The sequence below is a fragment of the Prochlorococcus marinus str. MIT 9302 genome, assembly GCF_000759975.1.
GTDB lineage: Bacteria > Cyanobacteriota > Cyanobacteriia > PCC-6307 > Cyanobiaceae > Prochlorococcus_A > Prochlorococcus_A marinus_M.
Genome location: NZ_JNAM01000010.1, coordinates 203995 through 221823, shown reverse-complemented (window position 1 = coordinate 221823; position 17829 = coordinate 203995). Strand labels below are relative to the sequence as shown.

Sequence of the window (17829 nt, the reverse complement as noted above, 5' to 3'; positions counted from 1 at the left end):
ATGAAATCTTTTTTATTTTTATTATTTTTGTTTTCCAACTCTTTATACCCTGTTTTTAGTCAATCTAATTTATTAGAAAGTGTAAAAAAGAATCCAAACGAAGCTAGAAATATATGTAATAAGTTTAGAGAGTTTAATTCAAAAGGTATTTCAGCTAGTTCAGACAAAGCTATAGAGTATATTTCAAAAAGAAATAAGTTAACTCCCGTTAACGCTGAGATCTTTTCTATTTACGTTATTGGACTGCACTGTCCAGATATTATCTAAAGCTTAAATGCATGCTTCAAGATGGTTTGACAAGTCTCTAGTACTAAGAGATGGAGTCAGGCTCACATCAAGGATTTGGCTACCTAATAGCAATGGGGCATGGCCTGCATTATTAATGAGACAACCATATGGCAGGGAAATAGCTTCAACAATTACCTATTCTCACCCTGAATGGTGGGTTTCCAAAGGGTATATGGTAATAATTCAGGATGTTAGAGGGATGGGCTCTTCCGAAGGAGTTTTTAATGGTTTCAAACAAGAAGCTAGCGATACTTCAGAAACACATGAATGGGTAAGGTCTCTCAAAGAATGCAATGGAAAACTTGGCTTATATGGATTTTCATATCAAGGATTTACTCAACTAACCGGTGAATCAAATTCAAAGCCCCCCGATTGTTTATCTCCAGCAATGACTGGGGTGAGTGTTAAAGATCATTGGTGCTCAGATGGAGGAGCATATTGGTGGCATAACAATATTGCATGGGGACTGCAAATCGCGGCACTGAAAATGAAAAGAGAAAATAATTTATTTAATTGGGGAAAGATAAGATTAGCCTTAGAAAATAAAAGTTATCTAATGGAAGGAATTGATATTTTAAAAAAATATGATCCAAATAGCTTTGTTTTGCAATGGTTAAAAAATTTCGAGTATGGTTACCCCTTTGAGGAATTTAAGCCAATTTCAACATGGATTAAACAACCCATGTTAATAATTGGAGGACTTTGGGACCCACATTTAAAAGGTGCATTTGATCTTTATAAAAAATCTAAAGAAGCTGGAGGCAGTCCGGAGATACTTATTGGGAATGCAACTCATCTAAATTGGTGGGAGGGATCACAAGAATCTTTATTAAAATTTTTTGATAAACATCTTAAATTAGATAAAAAATTTAATTTTAAGGACACTAAAAGAGAAAAAAAAATATGGAATATTTCATTAAATAAATGGGACGAATTAGATAATAAACCTTGCCCTGAATTTATTTTTGGGCTCAAAAGCGATGGCACCGCAAATGTAGATATTAAAGATGGAAGTCTTACCATAAATTCAAAAGGATCAGGATGGTTCACAATTGTTAATGACCCATGGAGACCTACTCCATCTGACGGTGGTCATTTAGGTCCAAATCCAGGAAAGTTTAATAGAAATATTATTGACAAACGTCTAGATGTAGGCGTTTTTCAAACCAATTCTTTTAAAGAAGATCAATATTTAAAAGGAGTCCCCACATTAGAAATCCCTGTAAAAAGTGATCAGCCCAACTTCGATATCTGCCTTGCTTTATCTCTAGTTGAAGAAGAGAATGAGAAAGTGAATCAATTCTCAACTGGATTCTTAAGGGTTAAAAACCCCAAAATAAGTGAAGAATGCATTTATAAAATCACAATGCAGCCAACAAATATTTGTTTAATTAAAGGTAGTAAGCTTCGATTATCTATATCAGCAGCAGCTTATCCTGCTATTGGAGTTAATCCTGGATATGGGGAGGGAAACATTGGAGCGCCTTCATTAAATCATAGAATTATCACTCTAAGTTTTCTCCTTAATAAAACATTTATGAAAATGACCCCTTTTTTTTGATAAATAATTATTTTTTGGTTAATCATTTGATATTATTAATCCTTAACATCAACCAGTCATGATAGAGACAAATCAAACAGACTGGATTAAATCAGAAGCTATCAACCTAGAAAATTGTTGCAATGATAATCCATTAAAAATACTAGGACCTCATTTTCATGAAGAGCAATGGGTAATAAGGGTATGGATGCCTGACGCAGATGAAGTTACAATAAATTTTAAAAATAAAACCTATAAGGCAGAAACCATAAATCATAAATGGCTTTTTGAAGCAAACCTGCCTGAAAATCCAAATTCTAATTACAAAATAAATATTTCAAGAGGAGGGATCGCTCATACACAACATGACCCCTGGTCTTATAGAGAAGAGTGGATGGGAGAAGTTGATAGGCATCTTTTTGCAGAAGGTAATCATCATCATATTTGGGAAAAAATGGGAGCACATCTCATTGAAAATAAGAATCAAAAGGGGGTCATGTTTTGCATTTGGGCTCCAAATGCAAAATCAATCTCAATAATTGGAGATATAAATTCTTGGGATGGAAGACATCATCCAATGCAAAAAAGATTAGGGGGGATTTGGGAACTATTCATGCCAATAATGAAAGAGGGAGACACATATAAATATGAAATAAGAACACAACAGGGTCATATCTATGAAAAAGCTGATCCATATGGTTTCTTTCATGAAATCAGGCCTCAAAATGGTTCAATAGTTTCACAATTGAAAAACTTTAATTGGAGTGATAGTTCTTGGATTACAAATAGAGATTCCTCTAGTCAAATTAACAAGCCAATTTCAGTTTATGAGATGCATTTAGGAAGTTGGCTCCATGAATCAATAGATAATAAATATCTTGAAGACAATGGGAATCCAAGAAAACCAGTACCTGCTGCAGATTTAAAACCTGGAACAAGATTATTAACTTATCCAGAATTAACCAAAAAACTCATCCCTTATGTAAAAGAGAGAGGGTTTACTCATATTGAACTAATGCCAATATCTGAACATCCTTTCGATGGTTCATGGGGATACCAGGTCACAGGTTGGTATGCACCCACAAGTAGATTTGGCACTCCTAATGAATTTAGAGAGTTTGTAAATAAATGTCATGAAGAGGGTATTGGTGTAATTCTTGATTGGGTACCTGGTCATTTCCCAAAAGACAAGCATGGCTTAGCATTTTTTGATGGTTGTCATCTTTATGAACATGGGGATTCACGCATAGGTGAACACAAAGAATGGGGAACTTTAATCTTTAATTACAGCAGAAACGAAGTAAGAAATTTCCTAGTAGCAAACCTCATTTATTGGTTTGAAGAATTTCATATTGATGGCATACGAGTAGATGCGGTAGCTTCAATGCTATATAGAGACTATCTACGCCCAGATGGAGAATGGATACCTAATGAGAATGGTGGGAATGAAAATATAGAAGCCGTTAAATTTCTTCAACAGGCTAATCATGTACTCTTCCAACATTTCCCTGGTGCACTTTCTATTGCTGAAGAATCAACAACTTGGCCAATGGTAACCAAACCAACAGATATGGGGGGATTAGGGTTCAATTTAAAATGGAATATGGGTTGGATGCACGATATGCTCGATTATTTTGAGATAGATCCTTGGTTCAGACAATTCCATCAAAACAGTGTAACTTTCTCAATAACATATAACTATACAGAGAACTTTATGCTTGCTCTTAGCCATGATGAGGTAGTCCATGGGAAAAGTAATCTTTTACATAAAATGCCGGGCGATGACTGGAAGAAATATGCAAATACTCGAGCTTTACTAACTTATATGTGGACTCATCCAGGTAAAAAAACAATATTTATGGGAATGGAATTTGGACAAAGACAAGAATGGAATGTTTGGGATGATCTTCAATGGGATTTACTAGAATTTGAACCTCATAAAGGGATCAGAAACTTGGTTGATGATCTAAATGCACTTTATAAAAGTGAACCTGCGTTATGGAAAAATGACTTTGATCCTTATGGATTCCAATGGATTGACTGTAATGATAAGTCTAATTCAGTAATAAGTTTTATGAGAAGAGAAAACGACACCAATGAGTGGCTTGTTATTGTTGCGAACTTTACACCTAATACTCATGATTCATATAAAGTAGGTGTTCCTGTAGAAGGATTCTATAAAGAGATATTTAATTCAGATGGATCTAGATACGGAGGCAGTAATAAAGGAAATATGGGTGGTAAAGAAACTATAAATTACAATATTCATGATTATCAAAATGCTTTAGAACTTGCTTTGCCCCCATTAAGCGTGAGTATCTTCAAACATCAATCAAAAAATTAAGAAGGCTCATTTAACTTAGTGCTTCATATAAATGTTCATATAACGCTTTTGATCTGCTTTGCATTGTAAGATTTTTAAGTTGGAATTTTAATTTTTTTTAAAAAACATATCGTATTGAAAAATGGGTGAAAATTTACCACTACTACTTTCTGCCGCATTAGGTAAAAAAGTAAATAGGCCTCCAGTATGGATGATGAGGCAAGCAGGAAGATATATGAAAATCTATAGAGATTTAAGGGAGCGTTACCCAAGCTTTAGAGAGAGGTCTGAGAATCCAGAACTATCATATGAGATATCAATGCAGCCTTTTCATGCTTTCAAACCTGATGGTGTGATCCTCTTCTCAGATATTCTCACACCTCTTCCAGGAATGGGTATAAATTTTGAGATCATAGAAAGCAAAGGTCCAATAATTGAGAACCCAATAAGAAATCTTAGCCAGATAGAAAGTTTAAAAGAATTAATTCCAAGTGAGAGTTTAAGTTTTGTTGGACAAGTTCTATCTTCACTAAAAAAAGATGTGAATAATGAGGCAACAGTTTTAGGTTTTGTTGGCGCACCATGGACTCTGGCTGCATATGTAGTTGAAGGTAAAAGTAGTAAAAATTATTCTTTAATAAAATCAATGGCTTTTAAAGAACCAGATTTACTTCACAAACTTCTTGATCATTTTGCAAAATCTATTGGTGAATACCTTAAATTTCAAATAAAATCTGGAGCGCAAGTAGTACAAATTTTTGATTCATGGGCAGGACAACTAAGCCCACAAGATTATGATATCTTTGCTGGGCCTTATCAAAAAAAAGTTGTTGACATTGTAAAAGGGGAGTACCCTGACACGCCTGTTATTCTCTATATTTCGGGAAGTGCAGGCGTTATAGAAAGAATGGCAAAAACTGGAGTAGATATAATTTCATTAGACTGGACAGTAGATATTGAAGAGGCTTGTAAAAGAATCCCTAGTGAGATAGGAATCCAAGGTAATGTTGACCCTGGCATTTTATTTGGAAATAAACAATCAATAAAAGAAAGGATCGATGATACTTTTAATAAAATTAAAGATAGGAAATATATTCTTAATTTAGGTCATGGAATTTTACCTGGCACTCCAGAAGAAAATGCTCAAACATTTTTTGAACATGGGAAAAAACTAACTTACTAGTAAAAACTTGGCATATAAAAACTTATTAATAACAGGTGCGAATGGATGTGTTGGCCAATATTTAGTTGATTGGTTTTTGAAAAATACAAAATTCAGGCTTTATCTCATGGTAAGAGATAAAAGTAAGTTACCAATTTCTATTCAAGAAAATAAAAAAGTCAAGTTGATAGTTTGCGATATCAGAGAATCAAATAGATATAAAAAGGAAATTAGTCAAATTAATTATTTAATACATACTGCTACGGCTTGGGGAGATCCAAGAAGAGCCTATGAGGTAAATATTAAAGCTTTTGAAGAATTACTTGAAATGCTTGATATTAAAAAGATAGAAAAAATTATTTATTTTTCAACAGCAAGCATTCTTGATACAAAAACAGAATTAATGAGGGAATCATTATTTTATGGAACAGAATACATACAAACAAAATATGAATGCTTCCAGAGACTTAGAGAAAGCTCATTCGCAGAAAAAACATTTGCTGTTTTCCCTACCTTGGTTTTTGGAGGAAATCTTGGCAAAAAAAGTAAATATCCTATTAGCTATTTAACTAGTGGATTGAAAGAAATTGGGAAATGGCTTTGGTTAGCAAGATTTTTAAAACTTGATTCCAAATTTCACTTTATACACGCAAATGATATCGCTCAAATTTGTGGGTTTCTAATTAAAAATCATAAAGAAGAGCAATACAAAGGTTTTAGAAAATTTGTGCTAGGTCAAAAATTTATTTCAATTGACGAGGCCATAATTACACTTTTAAAAAGGAATAAGATGAAGAGATATTTTGCGATACCCCTTACAAAAAAAATTCTAAAAATATTATTAAGAATTCTTCCTATCAAAACCACACCATGGGATGGCTTCAGTATCAAAAAATATGACTTTAATCATGTCCCCATCACTAATCCTGAGACTTTCAAACTTAAAAGTCATGCTAAAACACTGAATGATATTTTAAGGCTATCAAAGTTACCAAGCTGTAATAACAATTAAAACTCTCACAGTTAGGTTACCTAAGCCTTGTAATATATATATAAAAGTAAATTTTAATTATGTTACGTTCAATCTTTGCAGGGTTATTCGCAATAGTTTTAACTCTAGGCCTAGGTATTTCATCAGTTTCAGCTAAGACTGTTGAAGTTAAACTTGGTACGGATGCAGGAATGCTTGCTTTTGAACCAAGTACAGTAAACATTAGTGCTGGTGACACAGTTAAATTCGTCAATAATAAACTTGCCCCTCACAATGCTGTTTTTGATGGGCATGAGGAATTAAGTCATGCAGACCTAGCTTTTGCTCCAGGAGAGTCTTGGGAAGAAACATTTGATACTGCAGGAACTTATGATTACTATTGCGAGCCACACAGAGGAGCTGGAATGGTAGGTAAAGTTATTGTTCAATAAACCTTCTCAGACTTAAGTACTCTTTTTTACTTAATATTTATTAAAGTTATACATATATTTTGATTAATGAAAATAGTTCCAAGCGAATTTTCAAATTCTGCTTGGAACTGTTTTATTTTTGCTAAAGAAATTGCTTATAAAAATCATCAACAAGACGTAGAATCTGACAATTTATTATTAGCTCTTTTAAAACAAGAAAACCTTACAATAAAGATCTTAAAAAAAAATAATGTAAATATAAAAGAGCTTGAGAAAGAAATAATGTCTTCATTAAATTCGAAGGCAAAAATGAAAAATAAACAAGATAATTTATATATTGGTGATACTCTTTACAAAATATTTTTAAAAGCGAATGATATTAAAAATACTTTAGATGATGTAGTGATATCAACAGAACACTTAGTTTACGGTTTCACTTATGATAATAAATATGGATTTCAAATTTTAAATCAAAAAGGTATTCCAGAATTTCTTGAAACTATAAAGAAAATGAAGTCAGATCCAGCAGTAAAAAATGACTTTGAGACTTCTAATGAGTCTTTAGATAAATATGGTATTGATCTAACCCAATCAGCAATAGATGGGATCTTAGATCCAGTTATTGGTAGGGATGAAGAAATTAGAAGAACAATTCAAATATTGAGTAGAAGAACAAAAAATAATCCAGTTCTTATTGGAGAACCTGGGGTTGGCAAAACAGCCATAGTTGAAGGGTTGGCTCAAAGAATTATTAATGGCGATGTGCCTTCTGCACTACAAAATAGGCAACTAATTTCATTAGATATGGGTTCACTTTTAGCGGGAGCAAAATATCGTGGAGAATTTGAAGAAAGAATAAAAAATGTCCTAAAGAAAGTCAAGGAATCAGACGGTAAGATCATTCTTTTTATTGATGAAATTCATACAGTAGTTGGTGCAGGCGCCAATGGAGGTTCTTTAGATGCAAGCAACCTATTAAAACCAATGCTTGCAAGAGGAGAACTTAGATGTATTGGTGCTACAACTATTAATGAACACAAACAAAATATAGAAAAAGATCCTGCTCTTGAAAGAAGATTTCAGAAAATAAAAATTGATGCTCCATCAATAGATGATACTGTATCAATATTAAGAGGATTGAGAGAAAGATACGAAGTTCATCATAGTGTGAGAATTTCTGATAATGCTTTAGTTGCAGCTGCCACCCTTAGCGAAAGATATATTAACGATAGATTTCTTCCTGACAAAGCCATAGATCTAATCGATGAGGCAGCATCAAGATTAAATATGGTCATTACTTCCAAACCTGAAGAAATTGATGAAATTGATAGAAAAGTTCTACAGTTTGAGATGGAAAAATTATCTTTAAAAAGAGAAATAGATGATTTTTCTATAGAAAGATTAAAAAAAATTAATAATGAACTTATATCACTTAAAGATAGACAGACAGAATTAGGCGATCAATGGAAAAAAGAAAAAGATCAAATTAATGAGATTAGCACCATAAAAGAAGAAATTGAATCCGTTCAATTACAAATAGATCAAGCGAAAAGGAGTTTTGACCTAAACAAAGCTGCAGAATTGGAATTTGGAACTTTAAATTCTTTACAAAAAAAATTGAAAGAAAAAAGTGAGTCCCTAGTTAATTCTCACAAGAACGGAGAGACGAGTCTTTTAAGACAAGAGGTAACTTTTGATGATATTGCAGAAGTTGTCTCAAAGTGGACCACTATTCCAGTACAGAACTTAAACCAGTCAGAAAAAGATAAGCTTTTAAGCCTCGAGTCGATACTTAAAGAAAAAATCATTGGTCAAGATAGTGCAATTAGGGCAGTTGCTGATTCCATCAAGAGATCAAGGACTGGTCTAAATGATCCAAGCAAGCCATTAGCCAGTTTCCTCTTTTTAGGTCCCACTGGTGTTGGAAAAACAGAGCTGAGTAAAGTAACCGCAAAAATTATATTCGATTCAAATTCTTCAATTACAAGACTGGATATGTCTGAATATATGGAAAAGCATTCAGTTAGCAAAATCATAGGTGCGCCTCCTGGATATTTAGGTTTCGAATCAGGAGGTCAACTAACTGAAGCTGTACGCAAAAATCCTTATTCATTAATACTTCTAGATGAAATAGAGAAAGCTCACAAAGACATCTTAGATATTCTCTTACAGGTTCTTGATGATGGAATCATTACGGATGGTCAAGGTCGTACAATCAATTTCAAAAATTCAATCATTGTTCTCACAAGTAACTTAGGAAGTCAATCAATAAATGATTTATCAGTTAGAAAAGAAGACACATATGAAATTAAAAAAGTTGTAAATTCTGAACTTAAAAAATTTTTCAAGCCTGAGTTTTTAAACCGACTTGATGAAATAGTTATTTTTAATAATTTAGAATTAAATGACATAAAAGAAATTGCAAAAATCCAGCTTCAAAATTTAGAAAACAGACTTAACAAAAAAAACTTAAAATTCAAAATTACCGATGAGGCAATTAACCAACTGGTCCAAAATAGTTTTGATAATGCCTATGGTGCAAGGCCATTAAAAAGAATTATTCAAAAACAAATTGAGACAAAAATTTCAAACAATATATTGAATAATAATTACCTTAATAAAGACGAGGTTAATATTTATCTGTTTAATGGAGAGATAATTGTTGATTAAAGATCTAAATTAAAGGATTTTATATTAATTGAAATTTAACAATTTCAATTTAACATTGGAACCACTCAGGAATCTTCTCATAACTTGCTTTATTCGATTTATTTTCTTTTGATTCTGTTTTCCAACAACATGTTCTGCCCTTATCCTTATCCTGTAAGTATTCATTAGCCCATCTCCAAATCAATTCAGAAGTGAACTCCATTCCAACATTATCCATAATTCTCAGATCTAAAGCATCTAAGTCATGTAATTTTTCCCAGTAATTCAATAAAGGATCATCTTTATTTATCAAAAAAGTATGATCAAATTGCTGCTTTAGTTTATTTTCAAGGGGCTTTAAACTTGAAAAATCAACGACAAAACCATTTAAGTCTAATTTTTTTGCAGTAAACCAAAAGGTGAATGATCTTGAATATCCATGAACAAATCTGCAGTGGCCTTCATGACGCCATTGCCTATGAGAACAGGGAAAATCCTCGTAACTTTTACTGCATGAAAATTTCAGAGAATGAATATACATCAATTAACTGTTAGGATAATTTTTAATAAAACATAATGAGTAGGATTTAACATAACGAACATAATGGATTATTCAACTAATTTTTCGATAGAAGATCTACGCTTTGATAATTATGGATTAATCCCTGCAATAGCACAAGATTGGCTTGACGGATCAATTCTTATGCTTGCTTGGATGAACAAAGAATCATTGACAATGACTCTTGAAACCAAAAACGTTCATTATTGGAGTAGATCAAGATCCGAAATCTGGAGAAAAGGAGCTACAAGTGGAAGTACTCAAATACTTAAGGATATAAGATTTGACTGCGATAATGATTCACTAATCATTTTGATTGAACAAAATGGTTCAGGAGCATGTCACACTGGAGAAAAAAGTTGTTTTTTCAATGAAATTCAAATTAATCAAAATGATAAAAAAGAGAAAAAAACAACTCCCTTCTCAAATATTTGTTCTGAATTATTCAATACCATTAACGAAAGATCAATAAATCCTTCAGACAAAAGTTATACAAATCATTTATTAACAAAAGGTAGTAATACTATTTTAAAAAAAATAGGAGAGGAATCCGCTGAATTTATAATGGCTTGCAAAGATAATAATAAAGATTCAATCTCAAATGAAGCTGCTGATTTAATTTATCATCTGCAAGTAGCCCTTATGCACAAAGGTGTTGAGTGGAGAGATGTACTTGCTGTTCTAGAATCAAGAAGAAAAAATTAAATAATTAAAAATTTAGAATTTATTATTATTTAATCTAAAAATTTGAGAAAAAAATATTAACTAACAAATCAATAATTATTAATTAATTATTAATTAATTATTACATGTATGGCTTATTACCGAATTGACTATAAGTTAAATATATCAACAATGAGGTAAATCGTGAGTTCATTAAGCGATTTTCTTGGTGAAATAGGGCGTCATCAACTTTTGACTCCCGAAAGAGAACTCACTATGGGCAGAAAAGTCCAAGAAATGGTTGTGCTTGTTAATAGATGTCAAGAGGCAGGTGGCAAAGGGCCTGCTTGTGAATATTCAGAAGCTGAAAGAAAAAAGATAAAAATTGGTGAGAAAGCTAAAAATGAGATGATAACAGCCAACCTAAGATTAGTTGTAAACCTTGCTAAGAGATACCAAGGAAAAGGACTAGAATTACTTGACTTAATTCAGGAGGGGACATTAGGTCTAACAAGGGCTGTCGAAAAATATGATCCATCTAGGGGGCACAGATTTTCCACCTATGCTTATTGGTGGATCAGGCAAGGCTTAAATAGAGCATTATCAACTCAAAGTAGGACTATAAGGATACCAGTTAATATCAATGAAAAGCTCACGAAATTAAGATCGGCAAAATCCAAGCTTATGCAGCTTAAAGGTATTCCACCCAATAGTAATGAGCTAGCTGAAGAAATGAAAATATCTAGGGAGGAAATTGATGAACTTCTCTCTTGCGAGTTGAGAAGTATTACTGTTAGTTTGCAAGGTACTGTTAAATCAAAGTCAGATCCCTCTGAGTTGGTTGATATTCTTCCAAGTGATCAAACTCCTCCAATGGAGTTAGCTGAATTAGCCGAAAGGACAGACTCTGCTTGGAAGTTATTAGATAAAGCAAATTTAACTGAAAAAGAAAGAAAGATAGTAAGCCTTAGATTTGGTTTAGACGGTTCTAATGAGTGGAGAACTTTAGCTGAAGTCGCAAGACATATGAGTTGTAGTAGGGAATATTGCCGACAAGTCGTTCAACGTGCCTTAAGAAAGCTAAGAAAGGCGGGAATACAAAATGGATTGGTTGATAGTATTAGCTAAAATTTTACAGCCTAAACATTTCAAATTTCGTTTATCGAGATGAAAGAGAATTACAGCAACCAAGAAAAAATATATGATGCTGAAGTTTTAGAAAGTTCAACATTAGATGAGAATATTATTATAAAAATTCTTATAAAAGCAGGAAGAACAATTGCCAAGCCTGCCTTAGAAGTTTTGGAGATGGCTATAGATCCTTATACTCCAGCACAAGTAAGAGTTTCTTTGATGGCTGCACTAGCATATTTAATTATGCCATTTGACCTTTTCCCTGACTTTATGCCATTAGTTGGTTTTAGTGATGATTTTGTGGCCCTTACAGCAGTACTTAGCATATGGAGTAAATATATGACTCCTTCAATTCGTGCTAGAGCAGAAAATAAACTTAATAAGCTATTCCCCTTTTTTAAATGAGTAAATTATCTCAACAAGAAGAAAAAGAACTAATCTCCTTCATTAAGGATTGGTTGAAATCTCATGGACTAACTCAAAAAGATTTAGCCTACGAATTAAATATTAAGTCGAGTAGAACATCTGAGATTATTCTAAAAATCAAAGAATTATATAAAAAAGGAGGTATTTTCAACATTGCAAAAAATCTCATAAAAATCGAACAAAATTGGTTAAACAATATCAAAAATGATTATCAAGAGACTAAACAAGCACCACCATATAATCAATTAGATATAGACTCTTTAGTAAAACAGATAAATCAAGACACTAGTAAATAAATGTTTTCAGAACATTATATTTTTACTAGAAATAATCTTCAAACTTAATAAAGAGATTTAAAATTAATATATCACTCTTAAAAAGCTAACCTATTAATTAATAAATATCGCAATAATTTTTATACATAATCATAAATTAAATTATTTATCAAAATATTTTTAAGTATTTTCTTTTAAATAAATATTACCTTAATAAATAATATAAATTACTAAAAAATATTATGAATTCTATTTAAAAAGCCTGCACCCAAGGATAAATATCATAATTAATCCATATACCTTTTTCCCAATATATATCTTCCTCAATCAAATCTCTTAATTGATTTTCATTTTCAGCATTAAAAACTCCAAACAAATATTTATTACATTTTGTTGGTCCTAAAGTAACTAGAATATTGCGATCTTTTAAGTTTTTAAGTCTATTAAGATGTTGTTCACGAAATGGTCCCCTTTTTATAATTGCATCTTCACAGTACTTTCCAAAAACTACGAACTTTTCCATTTTTAAAGATAAATAATAGAATAAATACATACTAAATAATTGCATATATTACACACAAATTGCTATCTTATTTAAGAAGAACTTTCTTTTAATTAATTATGCTCACTGGTAGTGATCTTCTGGCAAAATTCAAAGAAGTTGAAGGGCTGAGCGATTCAGAGCAATGTCGTGCTTGTGGATACGTTTCCACAAAAAAAAATGGGGAGCCTCGCTTAAATTATACTGCTTACTATAAAGCACTTCTTGAAGCTAAAGGGATGAAAATGGGTGGGAATAGTGTTGTTGGTAAAGGCGGAAGAAAATTAAGTTACGTAGCTACGGTTCAAGGTAACGGTAATCTTTTGATTGGGAAAGCCTATACTGCTCTTTTAGATTTAAAACCTGGAGATGAGTACAACATAAAGTTATCAAAAAAACAAATCAGATTAACACCAACTGAAGATTCTTAGATATTCATCAATAGATTAAAGATAATATTTTAAACCCTCAATTCAAAAATTTTTACATAAAACCCAATATTTAGAGTTTAAATTTATATTTATTTATCAGCTGAGATACGCATTTCTTTACAAAATTCAGAAACAAGATCAACAACATCTTTCTCATTTGAACTGGAAATTCGTTTTACAAATGCGCTGCCAATAATTACTCCATCTGCTCCCCACTCACGAACTTTATTGACATGTTCAGGGGTGGATATCCCAAAACCTACAGCAATTGGATTATTATTTATTTCTTTTAATTTACCAATAAGATTTTCTACTCTATTTTCCATCTTGTTTCTTTCACCAGTGACACCTGTAACGCTTACTAAATAAGTAAAGCCTTTTGTATGATTTGATATTTGTTTCATTCTCTCAAAAGGAGTAGTTGGAGCAACCAATAAAATCAAGTCCATAGAATGATTACTAACTATTTTAGAAAATTTATAAGCTTCCTCTAAAGGGAGATCAGGAATTATTAGTCCTGATACTCCAGCATTAGATGCCATCTCACAAAAATGTTCAAAGCCAAAACATAGTAAAGGATTTAAGTAAGAAAAAAGTATGATGGGAATATTTAATTTTTCTTTTAAAGACTCTAAAAGTGTAATTACTTTTCTTGGGGTAGTACCTGACTTCAAGGCGCGAGATGCCGCCACTTGTATGACAGGTCCATCTGCAAGTGGATCACTATATGGGATACCTAATTCAATAAGATCAGCGCCATTTTCTTGTAACTTCAATAAGATCTCAGAGGTTATTTCAATATTGGGATCCCCAGCCATTATGAAAGGCATCAAAGCTAATTTTTTTTTATTTTTTAACTCATCAAACTTCTCATCTACCTTTGATGAAGATTCATTTTTAGTAATTTGCATTTTGTTATCTCGCATGAATTTAAGATTCTTTCCTATGAAAAACTTATGGATTTTTTTCCAAATCTTCCATTAGTTTTTCCTGCTCTTCCTTTGACAATGAATTGAATTTAGTTTCTAGTTTATCATTAACAACTTTTTCGTACTCTTTTCTATAACGTTTCCTTTGTTCCATAAATGTCATTTTCCCATTTACAACTCGATAAACATAAGATGTTACCCAAGTAATAACAATCAGAATTAAGATGCAACTTGAGATGGTTGAGGCTGTAAAATTATCAATACCAAATTGCGGTGCAAATTTATAACTAATTAATCCTATTAATGAGACAAATATACCTATTTGTATAACTTTACCTTTAGTCAATTATTTACCCTTTACCACTTCCTTTTAATCTAAGATTTAAAAATGGGGAAAATAAAATTAAACCTGGGAAGAACAGAAATACAAGTCCATAAATTCCTAATCTTTCAAATTTGCCCATAACATTCCATCTATTATTCATCCAGTAAAATAATAATAATGGAATAACCAATAAATATATGGAAATAACAGCAATATAAGCAATTAAAGTAGCGAATGAATTATTGAAAAAACTTTCCATTTTGATTTATGGTTGCTTAGTTAAAACATAACAATTATTGAAAGTCATCGTCAGAACTAAAAATAATTAATTAAATAATGGGAGTGGGGGGACTTGAACCCCCACGAGCTAAATCGCTCGACGGATTTTAAGTCCGGCGCGTCTACCAATTCCGCCACACTCCCAAAGGAATTTGCGCTTTCTAATCGTAGCTGAAAGTAACCCATTTAACCAAAAAATATCCCAATATTTACACTTTTGTGGATTTAATGGACGCGCTAGATTATCAAGTTATTTCTAATCAAATTGAAAGATCTATTTTATTAGTTATAAAATTCCTATCAATTAGTTAAAACGTTTTACTTAGGAATTACTTTTAAGTCTTTTAAATAATCAAAGACAACCAAACTTAATAATATTATTATTTTAAAAAAGTAAAAGTTTCAAGAATGAATAATCTGTTTTATAAATCTCTAGCAACAATAAGTACCATAGGGATACTAGCCTTATCAACTACTCAAATATTAAATACAACTAAGAAAAGCAATAATTCTGAAATTGAAATTTCAAAAACTTTAATTGAATTAAAAAAAGTAAGAAAAGAGTCTCTTAATGAAATTAAAACTGCTAAGGAAGAAATATTAAGTGAATTAAATAAGTTGAAAAGTTCTTCGCTTCAAGATTATAGAAATCAAACTAACTTTGCTTTAAATCAATTAGAAAAATCAAAGTCTGAAAGTCTAAAAGTTTTAAAAGAGGCTGGTGGTATAAGTCAGGGTAGTGCTCATATGATTCTCACTGGCTATGTAAATGGATCTTCATCATCAGTTATTCCGATGAAAGATCTTGATCAATGTGAAGAACAAGGAGTTCTTTGGATGTCGAGTCAGAGAGCAAGATTTCACTTAAAATACAAAGGGTTTGAATGTTTGGAGAGTAGGTAAAAAATTGAAAAAATATATAAAGATATTATTTTTATCCTTCTTAATTTCTTGTTTTTATGAAGTGAAGGCAGATTTTGGAGATGCTGATTTTCCTATTGGGACATTTCAAAACAGTCCAAAAAGTTACCACGATGGTTGGTGCAGATCAATGAAGAATAAATGTCGAATACGTTTCCAAGGACCTGCAATGTGGGTTGAAGGTCAAGGTGGAATTGAATCTTCACAATACATCCGTTATCGATACGATAATGATGGAGATCCTTTTAAATTCCTTAATAGTTCCGTTGATCACTATAGTTATTTAACTTATAAATCTCTGAATGGAGAAATAAGAGAGGCTTTATTTATTTTTACGAATGAGAAGGCTCATAGAGATTTTGCAAAAGCATTAATCAGGTGGAAAAAGCAGATTGCTCTTCCTGTTCCAAATTATCGATACCCAAATAGCCAGGGTCCACAGGATACTCACGGTAGAGATAAAGGGTTAAATCCATATGAAAATCCACCAATAAAAGATTGGTCTATAAAAACAACCGGAAAAGGAATGAAAGGCAATATCAATTGTAATTCTCCCGTCTGGAAGAACCGTAAAGTATGCCAATAAAACGCGCTAGATATAAGTTGGATAAATTTACGAATGTGGACAGGTTATAAATTAAGTAAGGGACTGGGTTTTTACCCAATCCCTAAAAGTACTGTACGCTAGTGTATTTAATTATCGGTTAGATTTTAAGTCCGGCGCGTCTACCAATTCCGCCACACTCCCATAAGGAATTTGCGCTATTTAATCGTAGCCGAAAGCAACCCATTTAACCAAGAAAAATTGGAATATTTACACTTTTAATTGTCAGATTAAATCTAATTTTTTAATTTACTATCCCTTCTACTTGCCATTGTAAAGTTTCACCTGCATGAAATGGTTTTATTTGTCCGACAATATTTTTTTCCTCAACAACATCAATATATTCTTTAATTTTATTAGGTCTAGAAACTAATTTTAATTTTTCTTTATTTGGGGGGACATTATAAAAATTAGGGCCATTCAAACTTGCAAACTTTTCAAAATTATCTAGAGCATCCTCCTCTTCGAAAACTGTTAAATAGCTTTCTATTGCTACTGGCGAATTAAAAATGCCTGCACATCCACAAAAAGCCTTCCACTTCCTAAGGTGTGGAGCTGAGTCAGTCCCCAAGAAAAAACATTTTTCCCCACTTGTTGCCGCTCTCCTTAAAGCGAGTCTATTATTTTCCCTCTTAGCAACTGGTAAGCAGTAAAAATCACTATTCAAGCCTCCAAAAAACATTGCATTTCTATTTATATGCAAATGATGCGGAGTGATAGTAGCCCCAATATTATTTTCTTGAACAAAATCCACTGCATAAGAGGTGGTTATATGTTCTAGAACGATTTTTAATTTTGGAAATCTTTTGGTTATTTGAGAAAGTTCTTTATCTATAAAAACTTCTTCTCTATCGAATACATCTACTTCAGAATCAGTCACTTCCCCATGAATTAAAAGAGGCATTCCAGAATCTTGCATTAATTCAAAGATCTTATATAGATTTTCTATTTTCCTAATTCCATGACTGGAATTTGTTGTGGCATTAGCAGGATATAATTTTGCTGCAAAAAAAACATTATTTTTAAAACCATTAATTAGTTGCCCTTTATCAGTCTCATCTGTAAGATAAATTGTCATTAATGGTTCAAAATTAGAACTTTCAGGTAATGCTTCAACAATAGATTTCCTATAAGAAATAGCGCTATTGATTGATGTTATGGGACTTTTAGTATTTGGCATGACAATGGCTCTTCCAAAATATTCCGAAGTAAACTGAATGATATTTTTTAATACAAGACCTTCTCTTAAATGTAAATGCCAATCATCAGGTTTTATTATGGTTAAAGTCTTCAAAATTTTTTCTATTTAATCAATTTTAACAGCAAATTAAAATTGACAATAAATTATAGATATTCGAGGATAGTTATTAACCAATTAT

At 31.9% G+C, this 17829-nt stretch carries 20 protein-coding genes and 1 tRNA gene; 14 read left to right on the top strand and 7 right to left on the bottom strand.

Annotated elements, in window-relative coordinates:
• The 7 genes from EU96_RS03325 to EU96_RS03355 all read left to right on the top strand — a co-directional run bounded on the left by EU96_RS03325 (position 1) and on the right by EU96_RS03355 (position 9384).
• A complete protein-coding gene (locus tag EU96_RS03325) occupies positions 1–267 on the top strand; it encodes a hypothetical protein (protein ID WP_032526883.1) in 267 nt (88 codons plus the stop codon).
• Positions 268–274: 7 nt separating this feature from the next.
• Positions 275–1849: a CocE/NonD family hydrolase gene (locus tag EU96_RS03330; protein WP_032526882.1), complete on the top strand. Its 1575-nt coding sequence runs from the start codon at positions 275–277 to the stop codon at positions 1847–1849.
• 58 nt (positions 1850–1907) lie between these two features.
• Complete coding sequence (gene glgB / locus EU96_RS03335) at positions 1908–4172, top strand: 1,4-alpha-glucan branching protein GlgB (protein ID WP_032526881.1); 2265 nt, start codon at positions 1908–1910, stop codon at positions 4170–4172.
• A gap of 121 nt (positions 4173–4293) precedes the next feature.
• Complete coding sequence (gene hemE, locus EU96_RS03340) at positions 4294–5334, top strand: uroporphyrinogen decarboxylase (RefSeq protein ID WP_032526880.1); 1041 nt, start codon at positions 4294–4296, stop codon at positions 5332–5334.
• Between the two features lie 7 nt (positions 5335–5341).
• On the top strand, positions 5342–6325 hold the full coding sequence (locus EU96_RS03345) for an NAD-dependent epimerase/dehydratase family protein (RefSeq protein WP_032526879.1): 984 nt from the start codon (positions 5342–5344) through the stop codon (positions 6323–6325).
• Between the two features lie 59 nt (positions 6326–6384).
• Complete coding sequence (petE, locus tag EU96_RS03350) at positions 6385–6735, top strand: plastocyanin (RefSeq protein WP_032526878.1); 351 nt, start codon at positions 6385–6387, stop codon at positions 6733–6735.
• A gap of 66 nt (positions 6736–6801) precedes the next feature.
• Positions 6802–9384: an ATP-dependent Clp protease ATP-binding subunit gene (locus EU96_RS03355; RefSeq protein WP_032526877.1), complete on the top strand. Its 2583-nt coding sequence runs from the start codon at positions 6802–6804 to the stop codon at positions 9382–9384.
• Between the two features lie 49 nt (positions 9385–9433).
• On the opposite strand, the gene EU96_RS03360 is transcribed toward EU96_RS03355, so the two are convergent.
• The gene (locus EU96_RS03360) at positions 9434–9904 is read right to left on the bottom strand and encodes a 6-carboxytetrahydropterin synthase (RefSeq protein ID WP_032526876.1); all 471 of its coding nucleotides are present in this window, start codon (positions 9902–9904) and stop codon (positions 9434–9436) included.
• 63 nt (positions 9905–9967) lie between these two features.
• Between EU96_RS03360 and hisIE the strand changes: the two genes are divergently transcribed.
• The 4 genes from hisIE (at position 9968) to EU96_RS03380 (ending at position 12441) form a co-directional block, all read left to right on the top strand.
• A complete protein-coding gene (hisIE, locus tag EU96_RS03365) occupies positions 9968–10627 on the top strand; it encodes a bifunctional phosphoribosyl-AMP cyclohydrolase/phosphoribosyl-ATP diphosphatase HisIE (RefSeq protein ID WP_032526875.1) in 660 nt (219 codons plus the stop codon).
• 162 nt (positions 10628–10789) lie between these two features.
• On the top strand, positions 10790–11713 hold the full coding sequence (locus tag EU96_RS03370) for a sigma-70 family RNA polymerase sigma factor (RefSeq protein WP_032526874.1): 924 nt from the start codon (positions 10790–10792) through the stop codon (positions 11711–11713).
• Between the two features lie 39 nt (positions 11714–11752).
• Positions 11753–12124, top strand: coding sequence for a YkvA family protein (locus EU96_RS03375; RefSeq protein ID WP_032526872.1), 372 nt, complete (start codon positions 11753–11755; stop codon positions 12122–12124).
• The gene (locus EU96_RS03380) at positions 12121–12441 is read left to right on the top strand and encodes a hypothetical protein (RefSeq protein ID WP_032526870.1); all 321 of its coding nucleotides are present in this window, start codon (positions 12121–12123) and stop codon (positions 12439–12441) included. The genes EU96_RS03375 and EU96_RS03380 overlap by 4 nt, the downstream gene beginning before the upstream one ends.
• Before the next feature lie 232 nt (positions 12442–12673).
• On the opposite strand, the gene EU96_RS03385 is transcribed toward EU96_RS03380, so the two are convergent.
• Positions 12674–12943 carry a YciI family protein gene (locus tag EU96_RS03385; RefSeq protein ID WP_032526869.1) on the bottom strand — a complete coding sequence of 90 codons (270 nt, stop codon included), beginning with the start codon at positions 12941–12943 and terminating at the stop codon, positions 12674–12676.
• A gap of 98 nt (positions 12944–13041) precedes the next feature.
• Between EU96_RS03385 and EU96_RS03390 the strand changes: the two genes are divergently transcribed.
• Entirely contained in the window at positions 13042–13392 is a 351-nt protein-coding gene (locus tag EU96_RS03390) for an AbrB family transcriptional regulator (protein ID WP_032526868.1), read from the top strand.
• An 89-nt stretch (positions 13393–13481) separates the two neighbouring features.
• Here EU96_RS03390 and trpA read toward each other — a convergent pair whose 3' ends face one another.
• The 4 genes from trpA to EU96_RS03410 form a co-directional block, all read right to left on the bottom strand.
• Positions 13482–14318: a tryptophan synthase subunit alpha gene (gene trpA / locus EU96_RS03395; protein WP_032526867.1), complete on the bottom strand. Its 837-nt coding sequence runs from the start codon at positions 14316–14318 to the stop codon at positions 13482–13484.
• A 28-nt stretch (positions 14319–14346) separates the two neighbouring features.
• The gene (locus EU96_RS03400) at positions 14347–14667 is read right to left on the bottom strand and encodes a DUF3007 family protein (RefSeq protein WP_032526866.1); all 321 of its coding nucleotides are present in this window, start codon (positions 14665–14667) and stop codon (positions 14347–14349) included.
• 4 nt (positions 14668–14671) lie between these two features.
• Complete coding sequence (locus EU96_RS03405; RefSeq protein ID WP_032526865.1) at positions 14672–14905, bottom strand: NAD(P)H-quinone oxidoreductase subunit L; 234 nt, start codon at positions 14903–14905, stop codon at positions 14672–14674.
• A 78-nt stretch (positions 14906–14983) separates the two neighbouring features.
• Positions 14984–15069 (bottom strand) — tRNA-Leu (locus tag EU96_RS03410).
• Between the two features lie 264 nt (positions 15070–15333).
• On the opposite strand from EU96_RS03410, the gene EU96_RS03415 reads away from it, so the two are divergent.
• Entirely contained in the window at positions 15334–15828 is a 495-nt protein-coding gene (locus EU96_RS03415; protein WP_052044260.1) for a hypothetical protein, read from the top strand.
• Positions 15829–15889: 61 nt separating this feature from the next.
• The gene (locus EU96_RS03420; RefSeq protein WP_241434571.1) at positions 15890–16432 is read left to right on the top strand and encodes a hypothetical protein; all 543 of its coding nucleotides are present in this window, start codon (positions 15890–15892) and stop codon (positions 16430–16432) included.
• A 262-nt stretch (positions 16433–16694) separates the two neighbouring features.
• Here EU96_RS03420 and pyrC read toward each other — a convergent pair whose 3' ends face one another.
• Positions 16695–17744, bottom strand: a complete 1050-nt coding sequence (gene pyrC, locus EU96_RS03425) for a dihydroorotase (protein WP_080735244.1) — start codon at positions 17742–17744, stop codon at positions 16695–16697.
• Positions 17745–17829: the final 85 nt, after the last annotated feature.